Annotated in this window: 18 protein-coding genes; 3 read left to right on the forward strand and 15 right to left on the reverse strand. The window is 62.2% G+C overall.

Annotated elements, in window-relative coordinates; translation table 11 throughout:
• Positions 1 to 14 precede the first annotated feature (14 nt).
• From recR to dnaX, 3 genes are read right to left on the reverse strand one after another with little or no spacing between them, the layout of a single operon-like run.
• Entirely contained in the window at positions 15 to 602 is a 588-nt protein-coding gene (gene recR / locus VFW93_RS01105; RefSeq protein ID WP_329692147.1) for a recombination mediator RecR, read from the reverse strand.
• Between the two features lie 3 nt (positions 603 to 605).
• Complete coding sequence (locus tag VFW93_RS01110; RefSeq protein ID WP_329692148.1) at positions 606 to 932, reverse strand: YbaB/EbfC family nucleoid-associated protein; 327 nt, start codon at positions 930 to 932, stop codon at positions 606 to 608.
• A 56-nt stretch (positions 933 to 988) separates the two neighbouring features.
• Complete coding sequence (dnaX, locus tag VFW93_RS01115; RefSeq protein WP_329692149.1) at positions 989 to 2,971, reverse strand: DNA polymerase III subunit gamma/tau; 1,983 nt, start codon at positions 2,969 to 2,971, stop codon at positions 989 to 991.
• Between the two features lie 288 nt (positions 2,972 to 3,259).
• Here dnaX and VFW93_RS01120 point away from each other — a divergent pair, with 288 nt between their 5' ends.
• Positions 3,260 to 4,708: a DEAD/DEAH box helicase gene (locus VFW93_RS01120; protein WP_329692150.1), complete on the forward strand. Its 1,449-nt coding sequence runs from the start codon at positions 3,260 to 3,262 to the stop codon at positions 4,706 to 4,708.
• Between the two features lie 101 nt (positions 4,709 to 4,809).
• Here VFW93_RS01120 and VFW93_RS01125 read toward each other — a convergent pair whose 3' ends face one another.
• The 4 genes from VFW93_RS01125 to VFW93_RS01140 all read right to left on the reverse strand — a co-directional run bounded on the left by VFW93_RS01125 (position 4,810) and on the right by VFW93_RS01140 (position 7,318).
• Positions 4,810 to 5,001 (reverse strand): hypothetical protein, encoded by a 192-nt coding sequence (locus VFW93_RS01125; protein WP_329692151.1) that lies wholly within the window; start codon positions 4,999 to 5,001, stop codon positions 4,810 to 4,812.
• A gap of 115 nt (positions 5,002 to 5,116) precedes the next feature.
• Positions 5,117 to 5,950, reverse strand: a complete 834-nt coding sequence (locus VFW93_RS01130) for a 2OG-Fe(II) oxygenase (protein WP_329692152.1) — start codon at positions 5,948 to 5,950, stop codon at positions 5,117 to 5,119.
• Between the two features lie 27 nt (positions 5,951 to 5,977).
• Positions 5,978 to 6,754 (reverse strand): peroxide stress protein YaaA, encoded by a 777-nt coding sequence (yaaA, locus tag VFW93_RS01135; protein WP_329692153.1) that lies wholly within the window; start codon positions 6,752 to 6,754, stop codon positions 5,978 to 5,980.
• A gap of 15 nt (positions 6,755 to 6,769) precedes the next feature.
• Positions 6,770 to 7,318: a peroxiredoxin gene (locus VFW93_RS01140; protein WP_329692154.1), complete on the reverse strand. Its 549-nt coding sequence runs from the start codon at positions 7,316 to 7,318 to the stop codon at positions 6,770 to 6,772.
• 159 nt (positions 7,319 to 7,477) lie between these two features.
• Between VFW93_RS01140 and VFW93_RS01145 the strand changes: the two genes are divergently transcribed.
• Together VFW93_RS01145 and VFW93_RS01150 are read left to right on the forward strand one after the other, a co-directional pair.
• The gene (locus tag VFW93_RS01145) at positions 7,478 to 8,014 is read left to right on the forward strand and encodes a gamma carbonic anhydrase family protein (protein ID WP_329692155.1); all 537 of its coding nucleotides are present in this window, start codon (positions 7,478 to 7,480) and stop codon (positions 8,012 to 8,014) included.
• Positions 8,015 to 8,024: 10 nt separating this feature from the next.
• Positions 8,025 to 9,005, forward strand: a complete 981-nt coding sequence (locus VFW93_RS01150) for an Hsp33 family molecular chaperone HslO (RefSeq protein ID WP_329692156.1) — start codon at positions 8,025 to 8,027, stop codon at positions 9,003 to 9,005.
• A 3-nt stretch (positions 9,006 to 9,008) separates the two neighbouring features.
• Here VFW93_RS01150 and VFW93_RS01155 read toward each other — a convergent pair whose 3' ends face one another.
• From VFW93_RS01155 to VFW93_RS01190, 8 genes are all read right to left on the reverse strand, one after another.
• Complete coding sequence (locus VFW93_RS01155; protein ID WP_329692157.1) at positions 9,009 to 9,785, reverse strand: pseudouridine synthase; 777 nt, start codon at positions 9,783 to 9,785, stop codon at positions 9,009 to 9,011.
• Positions 9,785 to 10,432 carry an ATP-binding protein gene (locus tag VFW93_RS01160; RefSeq protein WP_329692158.1) on the reverse strand — a complete coding sequence of 216 codons (648 nt, stop codon included), beginning with the start codon at positions 10,430 to 10,432 and terminating at the stop codon, positions 9,785 to 9,787. Before VFW93_RS01160 ends, VFW93_RS01155 begins: the two co-directional genes overlap by 1 nt.
• Position 10,433: 1 nt before the next feature.
• Positions 10,434 to 11,099 (reverse strand): nicotinamide riboside transporter PnuC, encoded by a 666-nt coding sequence (pnuC, locus tag VFW93_RS01165; protein ID WP_329692159.1) that lies wholly within the window; start codon positions 11,097 to 11,099, stop codon positions 10,434 to 10,436.
• A 3-nt stretch (positions 11,100 to 11,102) separates the two neighbouring features.
• The gene (gene ftsB / locus VFW93_RS01170) at positions 11,103 to 11,417 is read right to left on the reverse strand and encodes a cell division protein FtsB (RefSeq protein ID WP_329692160.1); all 315 of its coding nucleotides are present in this window, start codon (positions 11,415 to 11,417) and stop codon (positions 11,103 to 11,105) included.
• 31 nt (positions 11,418 to 11,448) lie between these two features.
• The gene (locus VFW93_RS01175; protein WP_329692161.1) at positions 11,449 to 12,573 is read right to left on the reverse strand and encodes an acyltransferase; all 1,125 of its coding nucleotides are present in this window, start codon (positions 12,571 to 12,573) and stop codon (positions 11,449 to 11,451) included.
• A 172-nt stretch (positions 12,574 to 12,745) separates the two neighbouring features.
• A complete protein-coding gene (gene eno, locus VFW93_RS01180; RefSeq protein ID WP_329692162.1) occupies positions 12,746 to 14,029 on the reverse strand; it encodes a phosphopyruvate hydratase in 1,284 nt (427 codons plus the stop codon).
• 48 nt (positions 14,030 to 14,077) lie between these two features.
• Positions 14,078 to 14,932 carry a 3-deoxy-8-phosphooctulonate synthase gene (gene kdsA / locus VFW93_RS01185; protein ID WP_329692163.1) on the reverse strand — a complete coding sequence of 285 codons (855 nt, stop codon included), beginning with the start codon at positions 14,930 to 14,932 and terminating at the stop codon, positions 14,078 to 14,080.
• Between the two features lie 35 nt (positions 14,933 to 14,967).
• A partial coding sequence (locus VFW93_RS01190) for a CTP synthase (protein ID WP_329692164.1) occupies positions 14,968 to 15,938 on the reverse strand: 971 nt, incomplete at its 5' end.

Genomic DNA, 15,938 nt, shown 5'->3' on the forward strand with positions numbered 1-15,938 from the left:
ACAAGCGCTGCAGTTCAGCGCCTGTCCATGAACGCATGGGCGATGGTGCCCAGGTCCACATACTCCAGCTCGCTGCCCACTGGCACACCTCGAGCCAGGCGGGTGACAGTGAGCCCCCTCGCCTTCAATTGTTCAGCCAGCACGTGGGCTGTCGCTTCGCCTTCGGCCGTGAAATTCGTGGCCAGGATCACCTCCCGAACCACGCCATCCGAGGCGCGCTCCAGCAAGGCTGACAGACCGATGTCGCGCGCCCCCAGGCCATCGAGCGGGCTCAAGCGCCCGAGCAAGACGAAGTACTGCCCCTTGTAGCTGCCTGTGCGTTCCAATGCAGCCTGGTCAGCAGGCGTTTCGACCACGCACAGCAAGTGCGGATCACGCTCAGGATCCAGGCAGACATCGCACACAGGCGCCCTGCTAAAGGTGTGGCATCGCTGGCAATGACCGATCTCGGACACCGAGGTGTCCAGCGCCCTCGCCAGCTTCACCGCGCCAGCACGGTCATGCTGCAACAGGTGATAAGCCATGCGCTGCGCCGACTTCTGCCCGACACCAGGCAGGCAGCGCAAGGCCTCGATCAGACCTTCAAGGGCAGGATCGGCCATGGATCAGAAGGGGAACTTCATGCCGGGAGGCATGGGCATGCCTGCCGTCAGCTTGCCCATCTTTTCAGCGCTGGTCGTCTCGGCGCGGCGCACGGCATCGTTGAAAGCGGCGGCCACGAGGTCTTCCAGCATGTCCTTGTCATCGGCCAGCAGGCTGGGGTCAATGGTCACGCGCTTGACATCGTTCTTGCAGGTCATCACCACCTTCACCAGGCCGGCACCAGACTGACCTTCCACCTCGATGTTGGCCAGTTCGTCCTGGGCCTTCTTGAGGTTTTCCTGCATTTGCTGGGCCTGTTTCATCAGGCCGGCGAGTTGTCCTTTGAGCATGGCTCATCATCCTTTCTTGCGCAAAACGTGATTGTCGCCGCGAACGTCGTGGCGACTCAAATGGGTCGAATGGATCCGGGCACGATACGTGCCCCCGGATACTGCGACAACAGACCCCGCACCAGCGGGTCCGTTTCAATCAGATGGTCAGCCTGATGCTGACGACGCTCGCGCGCCACCTGATCTCGCTGAGCCGGCGTATTGTGGGCCTTGCCGCGTTCCAGCTCCAGCATGACCTGCGCCTCCAGCACTTGCCCCATGGCGGCAGCGAGGCGATCACGGTTGCTGTCGCTGCACAAGCTCTCCCGCTCGACGCGCAGGCGCCACAGGCTCTGGCCGCCTTCGTCCTGCTGCGCCACACACTGCGCCTGCATGGCCAGCTCGCGCACCAGGGCCGTGATGGCACCTTTGGCGCTCATCTGCGCCACCAGTTCTGCCCAGCGATCGGAGAGGGGGTCTGAGCCCGGTGGTGGCAGTTCGATCGATACAGCGCGCTGCAGAGGATCACCGGAGCGGTCACCTGTGTCTTGCCTTACACGCTCGGCAGCAGCCTCGTCAACAGGCAGATCTGGCTCGACGGACGCCGTGTACTCATCCTGCGGCGGCATGTCGATATCGGGCGGCCCGCCTTGTGACCAGCTTGCGTCGGCCTCCGCCTCGGGTGGCAAAGCCTCCCAGGGCGGCACACCTTGATCGCTCGCGCGGGCTTGCACAGAGGCCGGCGGTGCCACACGTGCCGATGGCAGCACCACAGGTGCAGCAGGAGCCGCAGCTACAGCAGGCGCGGGGGCTTCGGCCATGACCGGCTTGCTGCCAGGCCCACCCGGATTCACCTCAGGCGAAGCAGGAGCAGCACGCTGAACCGGCTCGGTCAGAGGCTGCCGCCTGGTGACCGAGCCTTCAGCTTTTGGGGGGCTGCTTACCCCCTGCCCCAGGCCGCCACCAGGCTTGAAAGCCAGCAATCGCAACAGCAGCATCAACAAGCCGCTGTACTCGTCAGGTGCCAGCGCCAGCTCGGCACGACCTTGCAAACACAGGCTGTAGAACAACTGCGTTTCATCGGGTGCCAGCAAGGGTGCCAGCGCCCGCCACACCAGTTCATCCGGATCTTCGGAGTCATCCAGCCCTGGCACCGCTTGAATGACGGCCATGCGCTGCAAGGCCGTGGCCAGTTCTTCCAGGGTGCCCGACGCAGACAGGCCCAGGCGACGTAGCGTATCGACGGCGTCGACCACACCTTTGCCGTTCCCTTGCGCCACGGCCTCGATGATGCGCTGCACGTGCTGACGGTCCACGGCGCCCAGCATCTGCCGAACAGGGCCTTCCTGCAACTGCCCGCCACCAAACGCGATCGCCTGATCTGCCAGGGACATCGCGTCCCGCATGGAACCCCGTGCCGCACGCGCAAGCAGGCGCAGGGCCTCGGGCTCAAACGCAATGCCTTCCACGGCCAGCACCTGCGAGAGATGCTCGTGAACGGTCTGCGCGGCCATCGGGCGCAGATTGAACTGCAGACAGCGAGACAGCACCGTGACCGGCACCTTCTGCGGATCGGTCGTCGCCAGCACGAACTTCAGATAATCCGGCGGCTCCTCCAGCGTCTTGAGCATGGCATTGAATGCCGTGTTCGACAGCATGTGCACTTCGTCGATCATGTAGACCTTGAAGCGCCCCACGACTGGCTTGTAGACCGACTGCTCCAGCAACTGGGAGATTTCTTCCACGCCACGGTTGGAGGCCGCATCCAGCTCGACATAGTCCACGAAACGACCGGCATCAATGTCCCGGCATGGCTGACACTGCCCGCATGGCGAGGCCGTGATCGTGCCCTGGCCATCCGGGCCAACACAGTTCAGCGATTTGGCCAGAATGCGGGACACCGTGGTCTTGCCCACCCCGCGCGTGCCCGTGAACAGATAGGCGTGGTGCAGCCGTTGTTGCGACAAGGCATTGCTCAGCGCCTGAACAACATGCCCCTGACCGACCATGCTGTCGAAGCCTTTGGGGCGGTATTTGCGTGCGAGGACCATTGAACTCATTCGGCGATTCTAGAGGCGGCTGCAGCCCCCGAAGTGACGCGAACAAACTTTCAGGTCGTGACTTTGATACATCTGGAAACAGGTTTAGTCACAAAGACTGCTCCAAACGCCCGTTTGAAGCTATGAAATACTCACGGCGCACCCTACAATTTGATCAGTCGCGATTAAATACGTCGCGTCGCAAACCGCCAGTTCTTGACTGTTTGCGACACAAATCGGTTGACTCAACTTATCCAGGCCCGGGTAGCTTGAGTGCAGTCGCCGTTTCACCTGATGTGGGCCTGTTGTATGTCGTTTGAAAATCTGGGGTTGATAGAACCCCTGTTGAAAGCAGTTCACGAGGCTGGCTATTCAACTCCCACTCCTATCCAGGCACAGGCTATTCCTGCCGTGCTCGGAGGTGGGGACCTCCTCGCCGGTGCGCAAACCGGCACGGGCAAGACGGCTGGTTTTACCCTGCCTTTGCTCCACAAACTGATGACCTCTCCCGCTGCCAGTGCAGCAGGGGGAAAACGTCACGTGCGCGCCTTGATTCTCACGCCCACACGTGAATTGGCCGCACAAGTCGAAGAATCAGTGCGCATTTACAGCAAATACCTGCCGATTCGCTCGGCTGTGATGTTTGGCGGCGTTGGCATGAACCCACAGATCGAAGCCCTGCGCCGCGGTCTGGATGTCCTGGTGGCCACCCCTGGCCGTTTGCTGGATCACCATCAGCAAGGCACCCTTGATCTGAGTCACGTTGAATATTTCGTGCTAGACGAGGCGGATCGCATGCTGGATATGGGATTCATCCACGATATTCGCCGGGTGCTGGCCATTCTGCCGCCCAAGAAACAGAGCTTGTTATTCTCAGCAACGTTCTCTGACGAAATCAAGGCCCTGGCGGAACGATTGCTGAACAGCCCGAAGGTGATCGAGGTGGCGCGTCGAAATGCCACCGCAGAAACCATCGCACAAAAGATTCACCCGGTTGATCGTGATCGCAAGCGCGAATTACTCACCCACCTGATCAAATCGAATAACTGGCACCAGGTTCTGGTTTTCACCCGAATGAAACACGGTGCCAATCGTCTGGTCGAATACCTGCTCAAGCAGGACGTCACCGCCATGGCGATCCACGGCAACAAGAGCCAGAGCGCCCGTACGCGTGCCCTGGCCGAGTTCAAATCCGGCGAACTGCAGGTGCTGGTAGCCACAGACATCGCCGCACGCGGGATCGACATCGATCAGTTGCCCCATGTGGTGAACTTCGAGTTGCCCAACGTGCCGGAAGACTACGTTCACCGGATCGGCCGCACCGGCCGTGCAGGCGCCGAGGGCGAGGCCATCTCGCTCGTGTGTGTGGACGAAGAAGGCTTCCTGGCAGACATCGAAAAGCTCATCAAGCGCAGCATCCCGCGTGAAACCATTGCCGGTTACGAGCCTGATCCACACGCCAGGCCCGAGCCTATTTTGCTGGGGCGGCGCGTGCTTCATGGTGCGCCCGGCTCACGCTCTGGCTCCGGTGGCTCGTCCGGTCGGTCGGGCTCCGGTGGCGGCGGTGGTGGCCATCGCGGTGGCCAAGGTGGGGGCGCCCCCCGCCAGCACAGCGGCCAAGGCCAAGCCAGCCATGGCAATGGTGGTGGCGCGCGGCCTGCTCAGGGCCAGCCCCAGGATCTGCGCGCACCTCGCAGAACTGAAGCCGCCAACAGTGGGCCGCTGTCATCTCCACCACCGCGTCGCGTCCGCGGCTAAGGTGGCGTCAGGCGCAGAGAGATTTGCCCATGAAAAAACCCGGCGAGGCCGGGTTTTTTTATTGCCGAGCCACCCCTTGAGGAGCAGCCCCGCCGTGCGAATTACTTCGAAGCAGCTTCGGAAGCAGCAGCAGCCTTCTTGGCAGCCTTGGCCTTGTGAGCCTTCTTGGCCTTCTTGGCAGGAGCGGAAGCGGCAGAAGCGGCAGAAGCGGCAGCAGGAGCGGAAGCAGCTTCGGCGGCGAAAGCACCAATAGCGAACATCGAGGCGATCAGAGCGGCGATCAGCTTTTTCATGTGGAAACTCCAGAGAGATATGAGGTTGGTTTCAGACCAGTTCACTGCCCGGCCTGTAAGTGGTCAACGCGCCCCTTTTGAGATCGGTTGACACAGTGCACAAAAAATTTTGAATTTATTCAAATGGCCGTTCCCGCAACCATTTGGTGGCCACCCACTTCTCACCCTGCTGCACCGGCGCACCACCATGCAAGGTTTTGGTTGAAGGGTGAGGCAACCCATATGCAAAGAATACGGCCTGACCTGCGACCGCGTGTACGTCCACGCCCGCATCAGGGAACGTCGTCGCGCCACCGGAATCCGGCGTATTGAGGTACATGACCACGGTGCCCACGCGCTGGCCGCCTCGTTTCAGAATGGGCGCCGTACCAGGTTGATTCGGATCGAAATAATCAAAGTGCGGCTTGTATTCAGCGCCAGGGGCATAACGCAGCACCTGAATGCCTTCACCATTTTCAACTGGCCAGTTCACCAGTGCCGCGATGCGCGCTTCGATGCGCCGACACAGTTCGCTCTCTCCTCGCTCGAAAAACATGCCCTGGCTGGTCCGCACCTCGTTGACCTCACTGTCGCCAGTGGCGTTGACCACGGTCTGGGAGCGCGTCATGCGAGGCTGTGCCTGCGCCTTGAGTTCCTCGCATTCCTGCGCAGACAGAAAGTCGCCAAACACCACGACGCGAGGATGGCGGATCTGAACCAGCACGTTCACGAACTTGTCATGCGCCCAGACGCGAGACAGTCCGTCAGTGACGACTTCCGGCACGTGCCGCGTGGCGGCCTGGGCCTGCGCCGCACCTGCCATCATCACCTGCTCCAGCGCGTCGAGCGCCACGCTTTCTTCCCAGCCGCTGGCCTTCATGGCCTCCAGCACCACGTCGGCGCTGTGCCCGGCCTGAGCCTGCTGAATGATCCACTGGCGAAGTTCAGGGGTGATCAACTGCTCGCTCATGCACACAGCCTCCGGTAAGACGCCAGATCAAGCCGGCAATTTGCGGCGAAACACCAGGCGATCGGCCTCCGAGGCGCTGGCATCGTAGGCATAGCCTTCTGCCTCGAAATCCAGCAGATCAGCAGGCTTGCTGGCCCGCTTGATGATGGCGTGACGCGCCATCAGCCCCCGTGCTCGCTTGGCGTGGAAGCTGATGATCTTCCACCCTGCGCCCTTCCAGTCCTCGAATACACACTCGACGACACGGGCTTTCAAAGCCTTGCGCTTGACGGACTTGAAGTACTCCTGGGAAGCCAGATTGATGATGACGTCATCACCCTGCTTCTTCAAACGCGCGTTGAGGTGAAGCGCCAGGGTGTCACCCCACCATGCGTACAGATCCTTGCCGCGAGGATTGGGCAGCCTGGTGCCCATCTCCAGACGATAGGGCTGCATCCAGTCCAGTGGGCGCAGCACGCCGTACAGGCCGCTGAGGATGCCGACGTGCTCCTGAGCCCAGTCGAGGTCCGCCTGTTTGAGGCTGGCTGCATCCAGCCCCTCATAGACATCCCCGTTGAAGGCCAGGATGGCCTGCTTGCTGTTTCTGGCTGTGAATTTCGGCTTCCAGGCCGCATAGCGCGCGACATTCAGGCTTGAAAGTGCATCGCTGAGGTCCATCAAGGAAGCGATCTGGGCCGGGGTGTAGGGCTTGAGCACCTCGATCAAGGCCGCTGACTCGTCCACAAACTGCGGCAGGGTGTGCTTGTCCGTGGTGGGGGCGGTGTCGTAATCGAGGCTTTTGGCGGGGGACAGCAGAATCAGCATGAGGCGGCAGGAAGGTCAGAGCGTTTCGCCGCCTGGCTGGCGTTTGCAGGGGCACAGGGCCTCAGTTTGCAGGGCATCGAGGATCCGCAGGATTTCATCGGGATTGCGCCCGACGTTCAGATTGTTGACCGACACGTGCTGGATGACGTTGTCGGCGTCCACGATGAAGGTCGCACGCAAGGCCACACCAGCTTGCTTGTCGCGCACGCCGAGCTGATCGATGAGCGAGCCGGTCACATCGGCAAAGCTCCAGTGGCCCAGCTTGTCCAGATCCTTGTGTTCGCGGCGCCAGCCCAGCTTGGAGAATTCGTTGTCCGTGGAGCCGCCCATCAGGATGGCATCGCGGTCCAGGAATTCCTTGTTGAGCTTGTCGAAGCCAACGATCTCGGTCGGGCAGACAAAGGTGAAGTCCTTGGGGTAGAAATAAATGATTTTCCACTTGCCGGGAAAACTCTTCTCGGTGATGTCTTCGAAGGCCGACTGCCCATGTTCTTCGTGGTGATTGAAGCCGGGCTTGACGCCCACGACCTTGAAATGATCCAGTTTGTCGCCAACGGTTTTCATGCTTGCATCCTTGAGACATGCGCTACGAGGTACGCCATTTTCTCATCATAGATTCCTGTACGGCGTGACAAAGGGAATCAAGCAGGACTTGCGCAACACTCATAAAATCGCGGTTCCACTCCACTGCCCTGCCGCAGCGCCCTGCCGCGGCCCCCGACCATGGCGATCTATCGCATCAAAGACAAGGTTCCTCAGGTTCACCCCAGCGCCTATGTGGCTGAATCGGCCGATGTCATCGGCAGCGTGACCTTGTCCCAAGGCTGCAGCGTCTGGTCGCACGTGACCTTGCGAGGCGACAACGAGCCCATCGTGATCGGCGAACGGTCCAATGTGCAGGAATCGTCCGTGCTGCACACCGATATCGGCTTCGGCCTGACCATCGGAAAGGACGTGACCGTGGGCCATCAGGCCATGCTGCATGGCTGCACTGTGGGCGATGGCTCGCTGATTGGCATTCAGGCCGTCGTGCTCAACGGCGCCGTGATCGGCAAGAACTGCCTGGTGGCAGCAGGTGCGCTGGTCACGGAAGGCAAGGTCTTTGAAGACGGCATGCTGATCATGGGCTCGCCGGCCAAGGCCGTGCGCCCCCTGAGCGATGGCGATCTGGCCCGCATGCACATCGGCACGGCCATGTATGTGGCCAAGTCCGCTGAATACAAAACCGACCTGGTGCGCGTTGACGCACCGGCGAAATGAACATCACGCCATGAGCGAATTGCACAAGTTTCTGTTTGAAGGCCTGCCCGTGCGGGGCATGCTGGTTCGATTGACTGACGGCTGGCAGGAGGCCCTGCGTCGCCGCGAGTCGGCTGGTGCCTTCGATGCCCCGTTGCGCCAACTTCTCGGCGAAATGACCGCCGCTGGCGTGCTGCTGCAAGGCAACATCAAGTTCAATGGCGCCGTGGTCATGCAGATTTTCGGTGAGGGCCCCGTGAAGCTGGCGGTCACCGAAGTCCAGCCCGACCTGAGCTTCAGAAGCACGGCCAAGGTCGTGGGCGAGCTGCCTGCCACCGACAACGGTCACCTGCCGCTGGAGGTCATGGTCAACGTCAATGGCAAGGGTCGCTGCGCGATCACCCTGGACCCGAAAGATCGTCTGCCCGGCCAGCAGCCCTATCAAGGCGTGGTGCCGCTCAACGACGAGGAAGGCCCTCTGCACAACCTGAGCGCCGTGCTGGAGCAGTACATGGTGCGCTCCGAACAACTGGACACCAGGATCATCCTGGCGGCCAATGACCAGATCGCGGCCGGCTTGCTGATCCAGCGCGTACCCGTCGAGGGCAAGGCCAATCTGGAAGGCGCCACCTCGGATGTGGACGCCATCGAGATGGCCGAGCACTACAACCGCATCTCGCACCTGGCTTCCACCTTGAAGCAGGAAGAGCTCTTGACCCTGGATGCCGAGACCATCCTGCGCCGACTGTTCTGGGAAGAGGACGTGCGCTACTTCGAGCCTCAGCAAGGCGCATCGGGTCCGCGCTTTGCCTGTACCTGCTCGCGCGAGCGCGTGGCAGACATGCTGCGCAGCCTGGGCCAGGAGGAGATCGACTCCATCGTGGCCGAACAAGGCCAGGTCGAGATCGGCTGCGACTTCTGCGGCCAGCACTATCAGTTCGATCCCGTGGACGCGGCCGAGCTGTTTACCAATGAAGCGGACACGCCGCCCAGCACCTCGACGCTGCAATGATCGTCAGATGGCTTTGCCCATCTGATCCAGCGCCCGATCGAACTGCCAGGGCCAGTTCTGCAGCAACTGCCCCCAGTCCGGATTGAGTTCGCCTGCCTGGGGCGTCGTGCCTGCCAATGGTGACACGAGTGCCAGAGCCTGCCCCGTCAAGGGCTGCACGAGTTCCAGCGACAGCGCATGCAGCCACAAGCGCTGCTGCCCCAGTTGCTGCGCCCACCATCGGTTGTGAGCGCCTTTGCCATGTGTGGCATCCCCGATGATGGGATGCGCCAGATGCTTGAGGTGACGCCGAATCTGATGCCGACGACCTGTGTGGGGCCAGGCCTCGACCAGGGCCACGCGGGTCGATGGATAGCGGTCAACCGGCACATCGATCTGCAGCGTGGCCAGCCGCCGAAAGTCGGTCACAGCAGGTTGAGGCAAGGCATCCTGAGGCGCATCGTCGGGCTTCAGGGCGTGATCAACGTGGGTAGCCAGTGTGGGCCAACCGCGCACCATGGCCAGGTAGTGCTTGCGAACCAGCTGTGACTCGAAGGCTTCGCACAAGGCACGCGCCGCCTCACTGTGAAGCCCCATGATCAACACACCGGACGTGCCCTTGTCCAGCCTGTGAACGGGATAGACATGGCGGCCAAGCTGATCCCGCAAGGTCTGCATCACGAAGCGTGTTTCATGCGCGTCCAGACCTGTACGGTGCACCAGCCAACCCGCAGGCTTGTGCACGGCGACCATGTCATCGTCCTGCCAGATGATGTGCAAAGGGCCTTGCTCGGCGCTCATCAGACTTGCCCTGCACGCGGCAGCCAGTGCTGCTCGCATTCGCCATCGTCACAGTTGTCGCAGAACCAGCGCCAGCGAGATGCGCCAGACTGGCGAGGCGGCCGCGTGGGGGCATCCAGCAGATGGTCGATCACGGACAGGGCATGCTCGACACGCGCCACGCCATGCCCAGCCACCACGTTGTAGGACAGGCCGGCGCCCTGCAACGCTGAACGAATGAGCGCATCGACGGGCTCACGCACATGAGGGCCATCTCGTTGAAGGCCGTCTGCCGTCCATGCCAGATCCAGAGACATGAGCAAGCTGGCACTGACGTTCACCTGATCCATCAGGGCTGATTCGTACAGGCTGCCATCACCAAAGATGTAGTCGCTGTAGACCGCGGTCATCAGCGCAGTGGTGTCGGCCAGCACCAGCTGATGCCGGGCACGTGCTTGCTCGATGAGCTCGGTTTGCGTGCGGGCAATGTCAGCCTGCTCGTGTCGTGCCGGTGTGCGGCCATGCTCATCGCAAAAGACCCGCAAAGCCTCGGGCACCATGACGGCGTCCACACCGCGTGCAGACAGGATGCGCGCCAGCTCGCGCGCCAGAGTGCTCTTGCCGGTGCTCTCCGCCCCCAGCAAGGCGATCACCTGCCCCGCCACCACCTCAGCGGCCCTCCGCAGCTTGCGTGCTGGCCATGCCGCGCCAGACGCGCCAGCCCAGCACCGACAGGACGGCGAAGATGCCGTAAAGCACCACGGTCAGCCACAACTGTTTGCAGGCAAACAGGCCCATGCTGATGACGTTGACCAATAGCCAGCAGGGCCAGTTGTCGATGAGCTTGCGTGCCAGCAACCATTGCCCCATCACACTGCCAGCGGTTGGCAAGGCGTCCAGATACGGCACATCGGAATCGGTCACATGGGCGAGCACCCAACCCAGTGCAGGCCACATCAACAAGGTCAGGCCCAGCACCACGAGCCGAGCGCGGGGCAACAGCGATCGCACCTTCAGGGCCTGTTGATCATCACCTTTGCCAGCCAGCCATTGCCACCAACCCCACAGGGACATGAGCACAAACAGAATCTGCAAGCTGGCTTCGCCATACAGTTTGCTGCGGGCGAAAAGCAGGCCATACAAGATCGAGCTGACGATGGCCAGGGGCCACCCCCAGGCATTGACCTTGAGATTGAAACCCACCATAAGGAGCGACAACACGAATGCCCAGCACTCCAGCTGGCTGACGGGGACGCCCCATGCTGAAAAGAGTGGCGCGAGCCAAGGGTCCAGCCAGGCCAGCGATGCGGCCACGCCATCCAGCCCTGCCGACATGGCTCAGGGGGCCGAGGCGGCAGATGGGGAAGGCATGATCTGGGGCAGCTTGGTAGTCAGCTGCACATAGATCTCGTCGGGCTTGACCATGCCAAGTTCGGTGCGCGCCTTTTCTTCGACCATCTCCAGGCCTTCCTGCAGATCGCGCACTTCGGCTGAGAGCTGTTCGTTGCGCGCCTGGGCTTCGGCATTGGCACGTTGCTGGGTCTGCACTTGTGCACGCAAGGCCATCACGCGAGGCACACCGCCCTTGCCGAACCAGAGTTCGGCCTGGACTACGGCCAACAAAGCCAGCAGAAAGATGGTCGCCATGCGCATAGGCTCAAATCTATCAGAGAGCCGAAGACTTTTACGCCACCTTTCTGGCTTCTTCCATCACGGCAGCGTCAGGCTGATGACAGGCCGCATTGGGCGCCGCACCGAGCCGATAGGCGCGGCGCGCGGCAAGGAAGGGCTTCTCGATCAGGCGATAGCTCAAGGCGGCCACAGGCGCAGACACCAGGAAGGCCACGCACGCGGCGCCAGCGGTCACCAGCGGATCGCCCAGCGATACCACATGTTGATCTATCCATCGCGCCAGCGAGAACACCCAGAACGTGTGCAGCAGGTACAGGGAGTAGGAGCTGCGCCCGACCGCCGCCACGGCCCGCCCCAAACGTGACGGCTGCGATGTGAAGCTAGTGTCGAACCACGCGACGGTGAGGCCGAAAAACACCGCATCCATCGTCGGCAGAACCACCCACAGTTCGGGGCGGTTGAAATGGGGACCCAGGGGCGAGCCCATTGAATCGAGCTCGTGCATGGCCCAGGCATACAAAGCCGCTGCCCCCAACCACAAGCCGTGGCGACCAGTCACGTGACGGCGCGCATGCCATGCCAGCATGCCCATCATGAACTGGTCGATGCGACCCACCAGCGTGTAATAGGACAGGTACTCCATGTCCTCCCCCCGCTGCAGCAGCCCCCACCGGAGCGCCACGGCGGCCAGCATCACGCCCAGCCAGGCGTAAGGCGAGCGCCTGCCGATCAGCAGCAACACAGGCAGCAGCACATAAAAATGCAGCTCGACCGTGATGGACCAGCCCCCTTGAGGCAAGCTGGGCAACAGCCACCCCCATAGCAGTCGCTCACCCATCTGCAGGTCCTGTCCGGTCATGCGGCTTTTCAGGTAGGCACCCATCAGTGCCACGCCCAGCATGGGCAGCAGGCGCAAGGCCCGGTTGCGCATGAATCGCGTCCAGTCGATGCGCACGCCATCCGTGATGCCGGCAAACAGGTAGCCGCTCAGCACCATGAAGAGTGACACGCCCACATAGCCCATGCTGACAATGGACAGCGGGCCCGGCGCTGCATGCCCTTCGCGCAAGGGCAGGATGGCATCCGTGTGCATGAAGTGCCAGCAAAAGACCAGAAAGACGGCCACGGCACGCAACTGATCCAGCCCGGGCCTGTACGTACCAGATGAGGACTGCATGGTTCCCTGTTCGGTTGTCGGCGTTGAAAACTTCCAGCCCGATTTTCCCTTGCGACTGCGTGGGCGAGAACACCCCAGTCAGAGGGCGGGCAAGCCCTGAATCCCCTGTGTGATCAAGCCATGAAAAAAGGCCCCGAAGGGCCTTTTCGACTCAAACCAGCGATGAGGGAGATCAACGCAGGTTGTAGAAAGCGCTGCGGCCGGGGTACACAGCCACATTGCCCAGGTCTTCTTCGATACGCAGGAGCTGGTTGTACTTGCTCATGCGGTCCGAGCGGCTCATCGAACCAGTCTTGATCTGGCCAGCGTTGAGGCCCACGGCGATGTCGGAGATCGTGTTGTCTTCGGTTTCGCCAGAGCGGTGCGAGATCACGGCGGTGTAGCCGGCGCGCTTGGCCATTTCGATGGCGGCAAACGTTTCGGTCAGGGTGCCGATCTGGTTGATCTTGATCAGGATCGAGTTGGCGATGTCCTTCTCGATGCCTTCCTTCAGGATCTTGGTGTTGGTCACGAACAGGTCGTCACCCACCAGCTGAACCTTCTTGCCCAGACGCTCGGTCAGGTGCTTCCAGCCAGCCCAGTCGCCTTCGGCCATGGCATCTTCGATCGAGATGATGGGGTACTTGTCGCACCAGGTGGCCAGCATGTCGGTCCACTGCTCGGCGCTCAGGCTCAGGCCTTCGCCTTCGAGGTGGTACTTGCCGTCCTTGAAGAACTCGGAGGCAGCGCAGTCCAGACCCAGCATGATCTGCTCGCCTGCGGTGTAGCCGGCAGCCTCGATGGCCTGCAGGATCAGCTGGATGGCTTCTTCGTGGCTGGCCACGGACGGTGCAAAACCACCTTCGTCGCCGACGGCGGTGCTGATGTGCTTGTCGTGCAGGATCTTCTTGAGGGCGTGAAAGACTTCAGCGCCATAGCGCAGGGCTTCACGGAAGGTCGGTGCGCCCACGGGCAGGATCATGAACTCCTGGATGTCCAGGTTGTTGTTGGCGTGGGCACCGCCGTTGATCACGTTCATCATCGGCACGGGCAACTGCACCGCACCCATGCCACCGAAGTAACGGTACAGGGGCAGGCCGGCTTCTTCAGCGGCGGCACGGGCCACGGCCATCGACACGGCCAGCATGGCGTTGGCACCCAGGCGGCCCTTGTTCTCGGTCCCGTCGAGATCGATCAGGGTCTTGTCCAGGAAGGCCTGCTCGGAAGCGTCCAGGCCCAGAACGGCTTCGGCGATCTCGGTGTTGATGTGCTCGACCGCCTTGAGCACGCCCTTGCCCAGATAGCGGCTCTTGTCACCGTCGCGCAGCTCGATGGCCTCGCGCGAACCGGTGGAGGCGCCGGACGGCACAGCCGCGCGGCCCATGACGCCGCTTTCCAGCAGCACGTCGCATTCAACGGTGGGGTTGCCTCGGCTGTCGATGATTTCGCGGCCGATGATGTCAACGATGGCACTCATCTGGGTTTCCTCAAGCAGATTGGAGATGTGAAAAACAGGAAAGGGAAATCAGGAGAAGTTCGACTCCAGGAAGCCGTTCTTCTTGGTGATGCGGTCAAGTTCGACCAGGGTCGAGAGCAGCGCCTTCATGTGCTTGAGCGGCACGGCGTTGGGGCCGTCGGACAAGGCACAGGCCGGATCCGGGTGCGTTTCCATGAACAGGCCCGCCACGCCCACGGCCACGCCAGCGCGTGCCAGCACGGGCACGAACTCGCGCTGACCGCCCGAGGACGTGCCCTGCCCGCCCGGCAACTGCACCGAATGCGTCACGTCAAACACGACCGGCGCGCCCGTCTCGCGCATGATCGCCAGCGAGCGCATGTCGGACACCAGGTTGTTGTAGCCAAAGCTGGCGCCACGCTCGCAGGCCATGAAGTTGTCGTCGTTCAGACCGGCGGCACGTGCAGCGGCACGGGCCTTGTCGATCACATTCTTCATGTCGCCAGGGGCCAGGAACTGGCCTTTCTTGATGTTCACCGGCTTGCCGCACTGGGCGACCGCGTGGATGAAATCCGTCTGGCGACACAGAAAAGCGGGCGTCTGCAAGACATCGACCACGGCAGCCACGGCCGGGATTTCGGCTTCGGAGTGCACATCGGTGAGGATGGGCACGTTCAACTCACGCTTGACCTTGGCCAGGATCTCCAGCCCCTTCTCCATGCCCGGGCCACGGAAGGACGTGCCGCTGGAGCGGTTGGCCTTGTCATAGCTGGACTTGAAGATGAAGGGGATGCCCAGCGAGGCCGTGATCTCCTTGAGGGTGCCGGCCGTGTCCATCTGCAACTGCTCGGACTCGACCACGCAGGGACCGGCGATCAGGAAGAAGGGGTGGTTCAGGCCGACGTCGAATCCGCAGAGTTTCATGCTGTGCCTCGTATCAATGCGCGCTCAAACGCCGCTCAAGCCTTCTGGGACTGCGCCTGGTGTTCCAGGGCCGCCTTGATGTAGCCCGTGAACAGCGGATGGCCATCCCAGGGCGTCGACTTGAACTCGGGGTGGAACTGCACGCCCACATACCAGGGGTGAACCGACTGGGGCAGCTCGACCATTTCGGTGAGCTTTTCACGCTGGGTGATGGCCGAGATGACCAGACCGGCCTGCTGCAGGCGATCAAGGTAGCGCTCGTTGGCCTCATAGCGGTGGCGGTGGCGTTCGGTCACCACGTCGCCGTAGATCTGGTGGGCCAGCGTGCCCTTGGCGACGTCGGAACTCTGCGCGCCCAGGCGCATCGTGCCGCCCAGGTCGGACTGTTCGCTGCGGGTCTGGATGGCGCCGCTCGCGTCCTGCCACTCGGTGATGAGGGCGATGACGGGGTGCTTCGTCTGCGGGTCGAATTCGGTGCTGTTGGCACCGTCGAGGCCGGCGACGTCGCGTGCGTATTCGATCGTGGCCACCTGCATGCCCAGGCAGATGCCGAGGTACGGCACCTTGTTCTCGCGGGCGAAGCGGGCGGCGGCGATCTTGCCTTCGATGCCGCGCTTGCCGAAGCCGCCGGGCACCAGGATGGCGTCGTACTTGCCGAGCTGGTTCACGCTGTCGGGCGTGATGGTCTCGGAGTCGACATAGTCGATCTTCACCCGCACGTGGTTCTTCAGGCCCGCGTGGCGCAGCGCCTCGTTGAGGGACTTGTAGCTGTCCGAGAGGTCGACGTACTTGCCGACCATCGCGATCTGCACTTCGCCGCGCGGATGCTCCACCTCATGGACCAGGTCATCCCACCGCTTGAGGTTCGCGGGCGGCGTGTTCAGGCGCAGCTTGTCGCAGATGAGCCCGTCCAGGCCCTGTTCGTGCAGCATGCGCGGCACCTTGTAGATGGTGTTCACGTCCCACATGGAGATCACGCCCCACTCGGGCACGTTGGTGAACAGCG

Source organism: Aquabacterium sp. (assembly GCF_036279675.1).
GTDB lineage: Bacteria > Pseudomonadota > Gammaproteobacteria > Burkholderiales > Burkholderiaceae_C > Aquabacterium.

Excerpts from the sequence above, each read along its gene's own strand:
- yaaA (WP_329692153.1), bottom strand. The coding sequence starts at position 6,754 with ATGCTGATTCTGCTGTCCCCCGCCAAAAGCCTCGATTACGACACCGCC.
- ftsB (WP_329692160.1), bottom strand. The coding sequence starts at position 11,417 with ATGCGCATGGCGACCATCTTTCTGCTGGCTTTGTTGGCCGTAGTCCAG.
- recR (WP_329692147.1), bottom strand. The coding sequence starts at position 602 with ATGGCCGATCCTGCCCTTGAAGGTCTGATCGAGGCCTTGCGCTGCCTG.
- pnuC (WP_329692159.1), bottom strand. The coding sequence starts at position 11,099 with ATGTCGGCAGGGCTGGATGGCGTGGCCGCATCGCTGGCCTGGCTGGAC.
- VFW93_RS01175 (WP_329692161.1), bottom strand. The coding sequence starts at position 12,573 with ATGCAGTCCTCATCTGGTACGTACAGGCCCGGGCTGGATCAGTTGCGT.
- VFW93_RS01125 (WP_329692151.1), bottom strand. The coding sequence starts at position 5,001 with ATGAAAAAGCTGATCGCCGCTCTGATCGCCTCGATGTTCGCTATTGGT.
- VFW93_RS01140 (WP_329692154.1), bottom strand. The coding sequence starts at position 7,318 with ATGAAAACCGTTGGCGACAAACTGGATCATTTCAAGGTCGTGGGCGTC.
- VFW93_RS01155 (WP_329692157.1), bottom strand. The coding sequence starts at position 9,785 with ATGAGCGCCGAGCAAGGCCCTTTGCACATCATCTGGCAGGACGATGAC.
- VFW93_RS01120 (WP_329692150.1), top strand. The coding sequence starts at position 3,260 with ATGTCGTTTGAAAATCTGGGGTTGATAGAACCCCTGTTGAAAGCAGTT.
- VFW93_RS01145 (WP_329692155.1), top strand. The coding sequence starts at position 7,478 with ATGGCGATCTATCGCATCAAAGACAAGGTTCCTCAGGTTCACCCCAGC.
- VFW93_RS01130 (WP_329692152.1), bottom strand. The coding sequence starts at position 5,950 with ATGAGCGAGCAGTTGATCACCCCTGAACTTCGCCAGTGGATCATTCAG.
- VFW93_RS01110 (WP_329692148.1), bottom strand. The coding sequence starts at position 932 with ATGCTCAAAGGACAACTCGCCGGCCTGATGAAACAGGCCCAGCAAATG.
- kdsA (WP_329692163.1), bottom strand. The coding sequence starts at position 14,932 with ATGAAACTCTGCGGATTCGACGTCGGCCTGAACCACCCCTTCTTCCTG.
- eno (WP_329692162.1), bottom strand. The coding sequence starts at position 14,029 with ATGAGTGCCATCGTTGACATCATCGGCCGCGAAATCATCGACAGCCGA.
- VFW93_RS01150 (WP_329692156.1), top strand. The coding sequence starts at position 8,025 with ATGAGCGAATTGCACAAGTTTCTGTTTGAAGGCCTGCCCGTGCGGGGC.
- dnaX (WP_329692149.1), bottom strand. The coding sequence starts at position 2,971 with ATGAGTTCAATGGTCCTCGCACGCAAATACCGCCCCAAAGGCTTCGAC.